The 13349-nt window shown below is 41.3% G+C and carries 13 protein-coding genes; 9 read left to right on the top strand and 4 right to left on the bottom strand.

What is annotated here, in order from left to right; translation table 11 throughout:
• The first annotated feature begins 91 nt into the window (after positions 1-91).
• Positions 92-361 carry a GIY-YIG nuclease family protein gene (locus GT508_RS09115; protein ID WP_055283290.1) on the top strand — a complete coding sequence of 90 codons (270 nt, stop codon included), beginning with the start codon at positions 92-94 and terminating at the stop codon, positions 359-361.
• 115 nt (positions 362-476) lie between these two features.
• On the opposite strand, the gene trhA is transcribed toward GT508_RS09115, so the two are convergent.
• Positions 477-1139: a PAQR family membrane homeostasis protein TrhA gene (gene trhA / locus GT508_RS09120; protein ID WP_055283292.1), complete on the bottom strand. Its 663-nt coding sequence runs from the start codon at positions 1137-1139 to the stop codon at positions 477-479.
• A 149-nt stretch (positions 1140-1288) separates the two neighbouring features.
• Positions 1289-2155 carry an AraC family transcriptional regulator gene (locus GT508_RS09125; protein WP_161144085.1) on the bottom strand — a complete coding sequence of 289 codons (867 nt, stop codon included), beginning with the start codon at positions 2153-2155 and terminating at the stop codon, positions 1289-1291.
• 235 nt (positions 2156-2390) lie between these two features.
• Here GT508_RS09125 and GT508_RS09130 point away from each other — a divergent pair, with 235 nt between their 5' ends.
• The 6 genes from GT508_RS09130 to GT508_RS09155 all read left to right on the top strand — a co-directional run bounded on the left by GT508_RS09130 (position 2391) and on the right by GT508_RS09155 (position 10225).
• On the top strand, positions 2391-3674 hold the full coding sequence (locus GT508_RS09130; protein WP_161144086.1) for an ABC transporter substrate-binding protein: 1284 nt from the start codon (positions 2391-2393) through the stop codon (positions 3672-3674).
• A gap of 45 nt (positions 3675-3719) precedes the next feature.
• Positions 3720-4598, top strand: coding sequence for a carbohydrate ABC transporter permease (locus GT508_RS09135; protein WP_055283297.1), 879 nt, complete (start codon positions 3720-3722; stop codon positions 4596-4598).
• Positions 4598-5440, top strand: a complete 843-nt coding sequence (locus GT508_RS09140; protein WP_117598142.1) for a carbohydrate ABC transporter permease — start codon at positions 4598-4600, stop codon at positions 5438-5440. Before GT508_RS09135 ends, GT508_RS09140 begins: the two co-directional genes overlap by 1 nt.
• Before the next feature lie 43 nt (positions 5441-5483).
• The gene (locus tag GT508_RS09145) at positions 5484-7670 is read left to right on the top strand and encodes an alpha-galactosidase (RefSeq protein ID WP_161144087.1); all 2187 of its coding nucleotides are present in this window, start codon (positions 5484-5486) and stop codon (positions 7668-7670) included.
• A 9-nt stretch (positions 7671-7679) separates the two neighbouring features.
• On the top strand, positions 7680-9524 hold the full coding sequence (locus tag GT508_RS09150; RefSeq protein ID WP_161144088.1) for an alpha-amylase family glycosyl hydrolase: 1845 nt from the start codon (positions 7680-7682) through the stop codon (positions 9522-9524).
• A gap of 113 nt (positions 9525-9637) precedes the next feature.
• Positions 9638-10225, top strand: a complete 588-nt coding sequence (locus tag GT508_RS09155; RefSeq protein ID WP_161144089.1) for an ECF transporter S component — start codon at positions 9638-9640, stop codon at positions 10223-10225.
• Positions 10226-10321: 96 nt separating this feature from the next.
• Here GT508_RS09155 and GT508_RS09160 read toward each other — a convergent pair whose 3' ends face one another.
• Entirely contained in the window at positions 10322-10864 is a 543-nt protein-coding gene (locus tag GT508_RS09160; protein WP_055283308.1) for an NADH peroxidase, read from the bottom strand.
• Between the two features lie 121 nt (positions 10865-10985).
• Complete coding sequence (locus tag GT508_RS09165; RefSeq protein WP_117598145.1) at positions 10986-11393, bottom strand: Fur family transcriptional regulator; 408 nt, start codon at positions 11391-11393, stop codon at positions 10986-10988.
• 283 nt (positions 11394-11676) lie between these two features.
• Here GT508_RS09165 and GT508_RS09170 point away from each other — a divergent pair, with 283 nt between their 5' ends.
• Together GT508_RS09170 and GT508_RS09175 are read left to right on the top strand one after the other, a co-directional pair.
• Entirely contained in the window at positions 11677-12558 is an 882-nt protein-coding gene (locus GT508_RS09170) for a C40 family peptidase (RefSeq protein ID WP_117598146.1), read from the top strand.
• Positions 12559-13005: 447 nt separating this feature from the next.
• Positions 13006-13227 carry a DUF1858 domain-containing protein gene (locus GT508_RS09175; protein WP_006427234.1) on the top strand — a complete coding sequence of 74 codons (222 nt, stop codon included), beginning with the start codon at positions 13006-13008 and terminating at the stop codon, positions 13225-13227.
• The last annotated feature ends 122 nt before the right edge of the window (positions 13228-13349 follow it).

Raw genomic sequence — 13349 nt, forward strand, 5'->3', positions numbered from 1 at the left:
ATAAAATTGACTTTCCGTGGGATAACGGATAAAATAAAATGGATTATTACAGGAAAAATCAGACCGATTGTGGATAAGTGGGGACAACTACATGAATTATACCTATATCATAAAATGTGCAGACAGTACGTTATACACAGGATGGACAAATGATCTGGATAAGAGGATAAAAGCACACAACAGTGGAAAAGGTGCGAAATACACAAAGACCAGAAGACCGGTGAAGCTTGTGTATTACGAAGAACATGAGACGAAGAATGAGGCAATGAGCCGGGAATATGCGATCAAACAGCTGACACGGAGAGAAAAGGAACTGCTGATCCAAGGAAACGGAAACTTATGTGAAAAAGAGTGTGGATAAGCAGATCGAGATCGGAGAGAAGATCCAGAATGAATTCGAACTCGCGGAATAAGTAAAAATAAATGATATTAAGTGAAAAAAGCTGCCACCGGCAGCTTTTTTCATATGGATTTCATTAAAGTACAAAAGCATACATCACCACAAAGTGGCAGGCGCTTCCGGCCATCACAAACAGATGAAAGATCTCATGGCTTCCGAAATATTTGTGCTTACTGTTAAAGATCGGAAGCTTCAAAGCATAGATCACGCCGCCAACGGTGTAGATGATACCACCGGCCAGCAGCCATACGAAAGCCGCCGGACTTAAAGAATTCAGCAATTGTGTAAATGCCAGTACGCAGGTCCAGCCCATGCCGATATAAAGCACGGAGGAAACCCATTTCGGACAGTATACCCAGAATGCTTTGATCAGGATTCCGGCGATGGCAAATGACCATACGATCGCAAGAAGGATGATCCCGGTCCTGCCGCCAAGTACTAACAGGCAGATCGGAGTGTAGCTTCCGGCGATGAGAACGCTGATCATCATGTGATCGATCTTTTTAAGAATGGTATTTACTTTTTTTGATTTATCGAATGTATGGTAAGTTGTGCTTGCCGCATACAGTAAGATCAGACTTGCCGCATACACAGCAATTGCGATAATGTAAATCTTACTTGGTTCGCGCGCTGCTTTTAAAAGCAATGGGATTGCTGCGAATATTGCCATCAGCATTCCGATAAAATGTGTGATCGCACTTCCCGGATCTTTAATGTGTTCTTTTAACTGCTCTGCCATAGTCATGCACCTCCTGAATGTCGAAAATATGACATGTAGTTTTTAATACTATGTTTGCTATATGTGTATATTATACCAGGAAAAGAAAAAAATCAAGCAGAAAAGGAAAATATTTTTAAAATCAAAATAATCCTTTTCCGCTTGATTTTTTACATATCAGGTTCTAATTTATTTTCATTGCGCCAGCTTCTTGGAGAAGTTCCATAGGTATTCTTGAATGCTCTTGAAAAATGTAACTGATTTGGATATCCGACGGCATTTCCGATATCTGCAATGGATAAAGAGGTCAGTTTCAGAAGTTCTGCAGCCTTCGTCATGCGGTAACTGATCAGGAATTCCTGAGGAGATTTTCCGATGGAGTCGTGAAAAATCTTTCCGAAATAACTCCGGTTCAGACCACAGAAAGAAGCAATGTCTTCAATGGTAATATTGTTCTGAAAATTTTGCTCAATATAAGATAATGCTTCTTTGATGTAAAAATCTCTGATCTTCCCGCTCTGGTTCATGCGCACTGTAGCAGCAGAACGCATGAAATAATCCAAAAAGAGATACAAATGTCCGATTATATGGAACGGTGAATCGGAGGAGGAACCGGAATGTCTGGCAATATATAACATTTCGTTCATCATTTCATTGCGGAGATCTTTCGAACCGGCATGATAGACCGGATGATCCGGACTGAGTCCGGCAGTAGAGACAATCTCTTTGGCACGGAGTCCGTCAAATTCAATCCAGGTATATTCCCATGGGAGATCCTGATCTGCGATGTAAGTATTGATCTGATTAGGAAATAGCATAAAACCCTGTCCGCTTTTCACCTGATATTTTATTGTATTGCCGGAAGAATCGTCGGCCATTAAAGTTCCGGTTCCGGATATCACATAGTGAAAGATATAATGGTTTCTGGCGGCAGGTCCAAAAGAATGGGAAGGTTCACATTGTTCCCAGCCATACTGATAAAGTCCGATATCAACAAAATTTTCATTTGGGAAAACGGAAAATAAAAGATTACTCATAGGAATCCTCCTTTTTAAAACAGTATATACCAAAATGCTAGATGACTTCAATATATAACGGGAAAAATCGCATTTTGCAATAAAACATATAATATAATGATATTTATAGACGCATAAGGGTATGTTACAATTCAATTGTAAATAAAAAATAAAAAAACCTGACGATGAAAACAAGAAAATATCCCGGGAAAGGTTCAAAATCAGGAAGGAACGGAACAAAAGGAGTTTGAAAAACATGCATAGGAAGTACAGGAAACTGGTAAGTGCCGGACTGGTTCTTACGATGGCTGGGGCTATGACGCTGCAAGGATGCGGGCAGAAGGAGAAGACAGGAAAGACAGAAATAGAACTTGTGCAGTATAAGCCGGAAGCAGTAAAAACATTTGAGAAAATAGAAGAAGAATTCAACCGTACACATGATGATATTCATCTTACAATTGAATCTCCGAATGATGCAATGACTGTTTTGAAGACGAGATTTATCCGGGAGGATAATCCGGATATTATTGGAATCGGAGGAGACGTGAACTATTCAAACTTTATCGATTCTGACATGTTGATGGATATTTCCGACTATAAGGGTCTGGAAAATATTAAAGAGGCATACAAAGAAATTGATAAAAATCTGGAATTTGTTCCGGAAAAAGGAACTTATGCGGTACCATACGTTGCAAATGCAGCAGGAATTCTTTACAACAAGGAAATGTTCGAAGAACATGGATGGAAAATACCAACTACATGGGATGAACTCATGAGCCTGTGTCAGGAGATACAGAATGCAGGAATCCAGCCATTTTATTTTGGATTTAAAGATACATGGACTTGTCTTGCACCGTGGAATGCGGTTGCGGTAGATCTTGCACCCGCAGATGTGTGTGCACAGGTGAACCGCGGAAAGACAACATTTTCGAAGGAATATAAAGAAGTGGCAGAACGTATGCTGGAGCTGCTTCCATATGGACCGGATGACCCGTTTGCATATGATTACAACGGCGCGTGTACGGCATTTGCAAAAGGTGAGTCCGCAATGTATACGATCGGAAGTTATGCAATTCCACAGATCCAGACAGTGAATCCGGATATGGAGATTGATTCATTTGTAATGCCGGCAAATAATAACAAGGAAGAAAATAAGTTGAACTCAGGAATAGATCTTCAGTTCTGCGTAATGCAAGACTGCAAAAATAAAGAGGCAGCATATGAAGTGTTAGATTTTCTCCTGGAAGATGAGAATGTACAGGCATATCTGGATGCGCAGAAGGCGGTTCCTTGTAAAGAAGGAGATTTTGAACTGCCATCAACCCTTGAAGGAATGAAAGAATATATAAAAGAAGGAAAAATGTCTGACTATCAGGATCATTATTATCCATCGGAAATGGCGGTAGACGCACAGATCCAGACATTCCTGATGAAAAAAGACAGCAAGGCATTTCTTAAGAAATTTGATACAGACTGGGTAAGATATAATCGTGATATTATCCGTAAAGTGGAAGATTACGAGAAATCGCATAATGACTAAGACAGATAAGTTACTGGTAATACGGAAGTTCAAGGAGTTAGTACGATGAAAAAGAATAAATTAAATGATAGAAAGCGGACATTTCTTCTGATCACGATTCCGATTGTTGCATTATTTTTCTGCTTCAATACGCTGCCGCTGATCAAAGGTGTCATCTATAGTTTTACCAATTTTAAAGGATACGGAAGTTACGACTGGGTAGGTCTTCGTAATTATAAAGATCTGTTTACCGATTCCAGAGTCGGAGGCTCATATATCTTTACATTTAAGTTGGCAATTGCGGCGACAATTTTGACAAATGTATTGAGTCTTCTGATGGCACTCGGACTAAATAGTAAGATCAAGTTCAAAAGCGCACTCAGGGGTGCATATTTTATCCCGAATGTACTGGGAGCACTGGTGGTAGGATACATTTTCAACTATTTCTTTACGTATATCCTCCCTGTATTTGGAAAAATGATCGGAAGTAAGACATTTAGTTCCAGTATGCTTTCTAATACAAATCTTGCGTGGATCGCGATTGTGATCGTGTGTGCATGGCAGTCGATAGCAATGAACACAATCATATATATTTCAGGACTTCAGACGGTTCCGGAGGATGTATATGAAGCAGGTGCCATTGATGGTGCTACAGGATGGAAGAAGTTCAGGAACCTGACATTTCCACTGATCATTCCATTTTTCTCTATCAATATGGTTCTGAGTGTGAAAAACTTCCTGATGGTATTTGATCAGATCATGGCATTGACAAAAGGAGGTCCTGCCCAGAGTACAGAATCCATCTCATATCTGATCTATAATAACGGAATGAGTGGTGGACAGTTTGGATTCCAAAGCGCAAATGCAGTTATTTTCTTTATTGTGATTGTAGTGATTTCGGTAATGCAGTTGACTATCACCGGTAAGAAGGAGGAACAGTTGTAATGAAAAAAGTTGGGAAAGAAAGAATAAACTGGCCTGTAACGATTCTTTTGATCGCAGGGCTGATCACTGTAGTATTTCCATTGTATATGACTGTTGTCATTGCGCTGAAGAAACCTTCGGAAATGACGAATGATGTCGCAGGAATCTTATCGCTTCCAAAGCATTTCAGTCTGAGTAATTTTACAGAGGCGATGAAAGTGACAGATTTCTGGAACTCGTTGGGAAACAGTCTGCTGATCACAGTTGTGACGGTAGTGCTTGCAATGCTGATCCATTCACTGCTTGGATATGCAATTGCAAGAAATAAGGCACATAGTAAATTTTATAAGTTTATTTATTTTTATGTTGTCAGTGGTATGTTCGTACCTTTTGCAATCCTGATGATGCCGGTTGTAAAACAGACGGCGCAGATGGGACTTGCGAACAGAGCCGGAGTGATCATCTTATATCTGGTATTTTATATGCCGATGAATGTGCTGCTGTATTCCGGATATCTGACAAATATTCCCAGAGCGCTGGAAGAGGCAGCATGCGTGGATGGAGCAAGTACATGGACAACTTATTGGAAGATCATCTTTCCGATCATGAAACCAATGCATGCAACGGTTGCGGTTCTGACAGCACTTGGAACATGGAACGATGTTATGACACCATTGGTTATTATGTCAGGCACAGGAAAGAACACACTGCCGCTGGCACAGCTTAATTTCCAGACACAGTTTGGAACGAACTATAACCTGGCATTTGCCTCTTACCTGTTGGCACTTCTGCCGATCCTGATCTTTTATCTGATCTGTCAGAAGCATATCTTGAACGGTGTGGTAAATGGAGCTGTAAAATAAGAAAATACAAATCGGATAAAAGACACAAAAAGGAGACTGGAAAATGGGAATTATTTACAGTAAATCAGACAGGACATTTACAATACAGACAAAGAATACAACGTATCAGATGCAGGTGGACCCTTATGGGTTCCTCCTGCACCTGTATTATGGAAAGAAAACAGATGGAAGCTGCATGGATTATCTGCTGACGTATTATGACAGGGGATTCTCTGGAAATCCGTTTGATGCAGGGGATGACAGAACATATTCTATGGATGCACTTCCGCAGGAGTATCCTTCCTATGGAACCGGAGATTACAGAAGTACGGCACTGATCGTTGAAAATGCAGATGGAAGTACAGCGTGTGATCTGCGTTACCGTTCGCATCACATTTTCAATGGAAAATATAAGATTCCGGGTCTTCCGGCAGTCTATGCGGATGAGACGGAGAGCCAGACACTGGAGATCGTAATGGAAGATGCGGTTACAGGCGTAGAAGTTACATTGCAGTATGGTGTGCTTCCTGATTATGATGTGATCACAAGAAGCGAGAAGATCGTTTATCGTGGCGAAGGAAAGATATGTATCAGGAAAGCGCAGTCTGCATGTCTGGATTTTGTTCAGGGGAAATATGATCTTCTGACATTTTACGGAAGACATGCAATGGAGAGAACGATGCAGAGAGAGCCGGTCACACATGGAAGTCATGTGATCGGAAGTGTGAGAGGAACTTCGAGCCATCAGTATAATCCGATGATGATTCTTGCAGATGAGAATACGACGGATCAATATGGAAATTGTTATGCAATGTCTTTCGTATATAGTGGAAATTTTAAAGGTGAGACACTGAAAGATCAGTTTGGACAGACACGTGCGCTTATGGGGCTGCAGGATGAGATGTTCTCGTATCCGCTGGCAGAAGGAGAAACATTCTATACACCGGAGGTGCTTCTTACTTTTTCCGGAAGTGGAATGAACCTTCTTTCACAGAATCTGCACAGATGTATCAGACAGCATATCTGCAGAGGAAAGTACAAAGAAAGTGTCCGTCCGGTTCTGGTGAACAGTTGGGAAGCATCTTACTTTGATTTTGATGGTGATACCTTATACGAACTGGCAAAAGAGGCAAAGCATGCGGGCATTGACATGCTGGTGCTGGATGACGGCTGGTTTGGAAAACGTGATGATGATAACAGCGGTCTCGGGGACTGGTTTGTCAATGAGAAAAAGCTTGGGGGGACACTGGGAGATCTGATAAAGAAGATCAATGATCTGGGTGTAAAATTCGGAATCTGGGTGGAGCCGGAGATGATCTCGGAAGACAGTGATCTGTACAGAGAACATCCGGACTGGGCACTTACTATTCCGGGAAGGAATCCGGTTCATGCAAGAAATCAACTGGTGTTGGATTTCTCGAGAAAAGAAGTTGTAGATCATATATTTGATCAGATCTGTAAAGTCCTGGATCAGGGAAATATTGAGTATGTGAAATGGGATATGAACCGGAGCCTTATGGATGTGTTCTCGAGAGGAACCGAAGATCAGGGAAGGGTCATGTATGATTACGTTCTTGGATTATATGATTTTCTGGAAAGGATCGTGACAAGATATCCGGATCTGCTGATCGAAGGATGCAGCGGCGGCGGTGGAAGATTTGATGCCGGAATGATGTATTATACACCGCAGATCTGGTGCAGTGATAATACAGATGCATTGGACAGATTGCAGATCCAATATGGTACTTCATTCGGTTATCCGGTATCCGCTGTAGGGTCACACGTATCAGCAGTGCCGAATCATCAGACAGGAAGGATCACATCTCTGCATACCAGAGGTGTAGTGGCAATGGCCGGAACATTCGGATATGAATTGAATCTTGGAAAACTTTCCGAAGAAGAGAAGCAGGAGATCCGGTTACAGGTGGAAGAATACCGGAAGTTCGCACCACTGATCCAGACGGGACTGTACTACCGGCTGTCTGATCCTGCGAGGGAGGAATATGCAGCATGGGCATTTGTATCCGAAGATCAGAAAGAAGTTCTTCTGAACGTCGTACTGCAGGAAATTCATGGAAATATGACTGTGAATTATGTAAAGCTTCAAGGATTGAAATGTAGTGCGATCTATCGTGACACGGAAACAGGAAAAATATATAATGGTGCAGCACTTATGGAAGCAGGAATTCCGATGCCTGTGGAAATGGGAGAATTCAAGGCATACCAGATGCATCTGGCAGCAGAAGAGTAGAGTATAAAAATGGGAAAAAGCGTAGAAAAAAATAACAGTATTTTTCAATATAGGTTAGAGAAACATCATGATGAGCTCAGGTGGCTTTACATGGAACTTTATCAGAACGATGATATGTTCGCGGAATTGTGTTCCAAGATGTATGAGTATTACAGACAACGGAGTAGCAAACTGAAAGAAAGAGATGCAAAAAGAGAGCAGGAAGCCGGCTGGTATCACAGGAAAGATATGCTTGGCATGATGCTTTATATAGATAATTTTGCGGGAAATATGCAAGGTGTAAAAGAAAAGATTCCGTATCTGAAAGAATGCAACATTAATTGTCTTCATCTTATGCCTTTCCTGGATACGCCGGAAGGCAGATCTGACGGCGGTTATGCGGTGGCAGATTTCCGTAAGGTACGCCCGGATCTCGGTATGATGAAGGATCTTGCAGAACTGGCAGAAAAGTGTCATGAGGAAGATATCAATGTGTGTATGGATTTTGTTATGAATCATACGTCAGAAGACCATGAATGGGCGAAGCGGGCAAGGGATGGCGAAGGAGAGTATATGAGCCGGTATTTCTTCTATGATAATAATGATGTGCCGGAGAAATACGAGGAGACAGTGCCGCAGGTATTTCCGACAACAGCCCCTGGAAACTTTACATATCTTCCGGAGAACGGCCATTATGTAATGACGACATTTTATCCGTATCAGTGGGATCTGAATTACCGCAATCCGAGAGTGTTTAATGAGATGATGTATAACTTCCTGTATCTGACAAATCAGGGAATAGATATTGTGAGAATTGATGCGGTGCCATATATCTGGAAAGAACTAGGAACTACCTGCAGAAATCTCAAACAGGTACACACAATCGTCCGTATGATGCGTATGATTGCAGAAATTGTATGTCCGAGCGTATTACTTCTTGGTGAAGTTGTAATGGAACCGGAAAAAGTAGTGCCGTATTTTGGGACGATAGAAAAACCGGAATGTCACATGCTTTATAATGTGACTACCATGGCAACGACCTGGAACAGCATAGCGGCACGAGATATCCGATTGTTGAAAAAACAGATGGATATTCTGAACCACCTGCCGAAACAGTATGTATTTTTAAACTATCTGCGCTGTCATGATGATATCGGATGGGGACTGGATTATGAGACCCTGAAACAGTGGGGGATGGAAGAAATCCCACATAAGCGTTACCTGAATGATTATTTTACAGGGAAAATAGCGGGAAGTATAAGCCGCGGAGAATTGTATAATGATGATCCGGTAACGCAGGATGCACGTTTCTGTGGGACAACGGCATCGATGTGTGGAATTGAAAAAGCCGGATTTGAACAAAACAAAGAAGCAATGGAAACTGCGGTCAGGGAAGATCTTATGCTGCATGCATATATGTTGACACAGTCGGGTATCCCGATGTTATACAGTGGCGATGAACTGGGGCAGGTGAACGACTATAGTTATAAAGAAGATCCTGCTAAGTGTGCAGATTCAAGATACATCCATCGTGGTAAGCTGCAGTGGGAGCTTGCAGAGAATAAGAATGATCCCACAACTGTTCAGGGAAGTATCTTCCAGACTCTTGACCGGCTGGAAAAGATCCGCAGACAGGAAATAACATTTGATAAAGATGCAGATGTGTATACATACGATGTGCATGATGACAGTGTCCTTTGCATATTACGTGAATATAAGGGAAGAAGATTTTTTGGAATATTCAACTTCAGTGATCAGGAGAAGACAGCGTGGATGCAGGAAGATGGAGTATATCGTAATCTGCTGACGAGTGAAAAGATGGAATTAAAAGATATAAGATTAAGAGGGTACGACTTCCTTTGGTGTGAAAAATAAACTGGCCTGTATGGAAATGTTACAACTGGCTGTTTGGACGAATCCACTATCGTGCTAATATATTCAGCAGAATTTATTTTTCATTACATATTACAACAGGAAGGAAGAGTACAATGAGTACAAATACAGCAGCAGGAAAGACCATTCATAATGATAAGGTGAAGAATCTGGTGATCACGGCATTCTTTACAGCAATTACATTTCTTGGAATCCAGTCGTTCAGGATTCCGCTTCCGGCAGCAGTCGGAACACCATTTCTTCATTTCGGACATATATTTGTCGTAATGGGATTGTTACTTCAGGGAGGAAAAAGAGGAGCCGTATCCGGAACGCTGGGACTTACCATCTTTGATATGTTAAATGGATATATGCAGGATGCGCCAAAGACGTTTGTTGAGACGGCGCTGAAGTGTCTGATCGTCGGAGCACTCTTTATGATGCTGAAGAAAAAGACAGCCGGTGATAAAAAGAAAGAATACGGAGCAGCGATGATCTGTGCTGTGGTTTACGGATGCATCAACGTGATCATGGAATTTATTATGGGAACCATATCTATGATGATCATGGGAAGTGGATTCGCAGCGGCTGCGGTGGGAGCATTTACATCTCTTCCGGCTACGGTGATCAATGCAGTCTTTATGGTGATCGCAATTGCGGTTCTGTACCAGCCGGTGAAAAAGATCTATGTGCGCATGGCATAGAGCAGGATAGTGGAAAAAATAGTGAATGAACAAAAAAGAGCGGATACTCCTTAAGTGGTGTATCCGCTCTTCTTCTGATATCAGAATCCGTTATTCTTATCCGAAATATCTCTTGAGAAGTCCTTCGAAAGCTCTTCCGTGACGGGCCTCATCTTTAGCCATCTCATGAACAGTGTCATGGATCGCATCCAGATCAGCAGCTTTTGCACGTTTTGCAAGATCGAACTTACCGGCTGTAGCTCCGTTCTCGGCATCTACACGCATCTCAAGGTTCTTCTTTGTGCTGTCTGTAACAACTTCGCCAAGAAGCTCTGCGAATTTAGCAGCGTGCTCAGCTTCTTCCCAGGCAGCTTTTTCGTAGTATAATCCTACTTCAGGATAACCTTCTCTGTGGGCAACTCTTGCCATTGCAAGATACATGCCAACTTCTGAACATTCTCCTTCGAAGTTCGCTCTTAAATCAGCTAAGATATCTTCGCTGACACCTTTTGCAACACCTACAACATGCTCTGCAGCCCATTCTCTTTCACCTGTCTGTTCTTTGAACTTATCAGCCGGTGCGTGGCAGATTGGACATTCAGCCGGTGCAGCCTCTCCTTCGTAAACATATCCGCATACTGTACATACAAATTTTTTCATAATGTTGTTCTCCTTTTCTTTGAAATGTTTTTTGATTTATTGAAATTAATATTAGTAATTGTTACTGATATTAATTTAGCACAATATCATTGTTTTGTCAATTAGTTTTTGATGAATTTTATTATTTATTCTCGTTTTTTTTGTTTATGCATTCGGCACAAAGACCATGGAAAAGTGTAGTGTGAGATTCGATGATTCCATCAAAACATGCGTTAGCATCTTCGTTGATCTTTTGAATATAAGAATCATCCATTTCCAGATCGAATACTTTTCCGCAATTCGTGCATACTACATGGTAATGAGGTTCGCAGCGCCCATCAAAACGATCGCCACCGGCAGGTGTCGGAATCCGGAGTGCTTCACCGATGTCGGCAAGCAGATTCAGGTTGCGGTAGACGGTTCCGAGGCTGATATTCGGAAATTCTTCTTTTATATGAAGATATACGGTATCAGCCGTAGGATGTGCGGTTGTGTGTAATAAATACTCTTTGATAGAGGCTCGCTGTTTACTGTATTTTAAAGCAGCCATAACATCCTCCTTTCGATAACGATAATAATTACTATAATTGATATTTTTAGTATAGTGTCGTTGATATCATTTGTCAATAAGGATAAATAAATGTAACAAAATGTAACAAAATGTAACAAAATAAAAGAAAAAGACGAATGGGAAACAGGGGGGGACATATGATATGCTTGAAAATAAAAGAAATACTTGACAAAGCGTATGTGGATGATATAATAACAAACGTAACATATGTAACAATTCTGTAACAATTACAAAAGACGAGAAAACATAAAGGAGGGAGTTTATGGATTCGATTCTTAAAAAAGGAGTGCTCCTGGTTAGTATGACCGGGATCATGACAGCATTTCCAATGGTGGTGCATGCTGCAGACATAGATGATATGCAGAATATAACGGCGGCGGGAAGCACACAGATACTGGAAGATTGTTACACATCAGATAAGACAATATCGGTAAAAGATCATCTTGTACCGGAACAAAAGGGTGAGTATTCAGATATGGCATTCGCAAATGTACAATCGTTTCTTTATATAAGAAGTGAACCAACAACAGACAGCGAATGGGTTGGAAAACTATATCCGGATTATGCGGCAAAGATCACCGGTCCTGTGGGAGAATGGACGAAGGTTGAGTCGGGAAATGTGACCGGGTATGTGTATTCCAGATATATAACGGTAGGAAATGAGGCACAGAAGAAGGCAGAAGAGTTAGTGCAGAACAATGACACGGGAAATGCAGAAGATGCATTTACGTATGCCGAATCGAGAGAAGAAGAGGCGGCAAGACTTCAAAAGGAGCAGGAGGAGCAGAAGGCGCAGGCTGCGGGAAACGGGCAGGCAATTGTAGATTATGCGTGTCAGTTTATCGGAAATCCGTATGTATGGGGAGGTACGAGCCTCACAAACGGAGCGGATTGTTCCGGATTCGTACAGTCAGTATTTGCACATTTTGGAATCGCACTTCCGCGTACGACATGGGATATGGAGAATGCGGGAACGGCGGTAAGTTACGATCAGGCAGTTGCGGGAGACATTATCTTATATAATGGCCATGTAGGAATCTATATGGGAAATGGGCAGATCGTAAATGCGATCAACAGTGCAAAAGGAATCGGGATCCTGCCGGCAACCTATACGAATATTGTGACCGTAAGACGACTGATATAAGAGCTGATATAAGAAAAGAGACCGGAGGAATTCTGAAAAATTCCCCGGTTCTTTTTTTATCCACACTATCCACATGAATTGAAAGTTATCCACAATATACAAAATCCACAAAAATCGATATATTTCTGCAAAAAATAAAAAATGCAAAAAAATTCATGAAAAAAGTTATCCACATCAAAAAATGCAAAAAATGTAGAAAAATGGGGATTTTCACAAAGTTATCCACGTTATCCACACCCAAATCGGGAAAAACGGGGGATTATTCGGGGATAGAAAAAGAACGCACGTTTTGTAGAGTTGTTATAAAAATGAAGAAATGTCGAAAAAAAGAGTTATCCATATTGACATTTGAGTAGTCAAATATTAAGAATAAATTTGCGGAAAATGTTTACACAATGGTAAAAAGCTACTATAATGGAAACACTGAAATAAAAAGGAGGCGATAAGATGGCACAGATTACAAAAGACATGACATTTGGTGAACTGCTTTCCAAATATTATTCTACATGTCCAAAGCTTGTTGACGATCTGATGGAAGCAGGAATGGGATGCATCGGATGCCCACATTCTCAGATGGAATCTATCGAAGAAGGCGCTATGGGACACGGAATTGATCCAGACCTCTTAGTTGCAAAACTGAATGCAACACTGGAAGCAAGCCAGGCATAATATAAAAATAACTATAAAAAAACTCTACAGGATTCCTGTAGAGTTTCAGACTGTAGACAAAGTTGGTGCTGGGAGTTATCCCCAGCACCACTTTTCTGTAAATAGCCTCTGTTTTAATAAAA

Source organism: Dorea sp. BIOML-A1, from assembly GCF_009875615.1.
Lineage (GTDB): Bacteria > Bacillota > Clostridia > Lachnospirales > Lachnospiraceae > Dorea_A > Dorea_A amylophila.

Bases quoted from the DNA above. Each gene is read 5' to 3' on its own strand.
- GT508_RS09115 (WP_055283290.1), top strand. From the start codon at position 92: ATGAATTATACCTATATCATAAAATGTGCAGACAGTACGTTATACACA.
- trhA (WP_055283292.1), bottom strand. From the start codon at position 1,139: ATGGCAGAGCAGTTAAAAGAACACATTAAAGATCCGGGAAGTGCGATC.
- GT508_RS09125 (WP_161144085.1), bottom strand. From the start codon at position 2,155: ATGAGTAATCTTTTATTTTCCGTTTTCCCAAATGAAAATTTTGTTGAT.
- GT508_RS09130 (WP_161144086.1), top strand. From the start codon at position 2,391: ATGCATAGGAAGTACAGGAAACTGGTAAGTGCCGGACTGGTTCTTACG.
- GT508_RS09135 (WP_055283297.1), top strand. From the start codon at position 3,720: ATGAAAAAGAATAAATTAAATGATAGAAAGCGGACATTTCTTCTGATC.
- GT508_RS09140 (WP_117598142.1), top strand. From the start codon at position 4,598: ATGAAAAAAGTTGGGAAAGAAAGAATAAACTGGCCTGTAACGATTCTT.
- GT508_RS09145 (WP_161144087.1), top strand. From the start codon at position 5,484: ATGGGAATTATTTACAGTAAATCAGACAGGACATTTACAATACAGACA.
- GT508_RS09150 (WP_161144088.1), top strand. From the start codon at position 7,680: ATGGGAAAAAGCGTAGAAAAAAATAACAGTATTTTTCAATATAGGTTA.
- GT508_RS09155 (WP_161144089.1), top strand. From the start codon at position 9,638: ATGAGTACAAATACAGCAGCAGGAAAGACCATTCATAATGATAAGGTG.
- GT508_RS09160 (WP_055283308.1), bottom strand. From the start codon at position 10,864: ATGAAAAAATTTGTATGTACAGTATGCGGATATGTTTACGAAGGAGAG.
- GT508_RS09165 (WP_117598145.1), bottom strand. From the start codon at position 11,393: ATGGCTGCTTTAAAATACAGTAAACAGCGAGCCTCTATCAAAGAGTAT.
- GT508_RS09170 (WP_117598146.1), top strand. From the start codon at position 11,677: ATGGATTCGATTCTTAAAAAAGGAGTGCTCCTGGTTAGTATGACCGGG.
- GT508_RS09175 (WP_006427234.1), top strand. From the start codon at position 13,006: ATGGCACAGATTACAAAAGACATGACATTTGGTGAACTGCTTTCCAAA.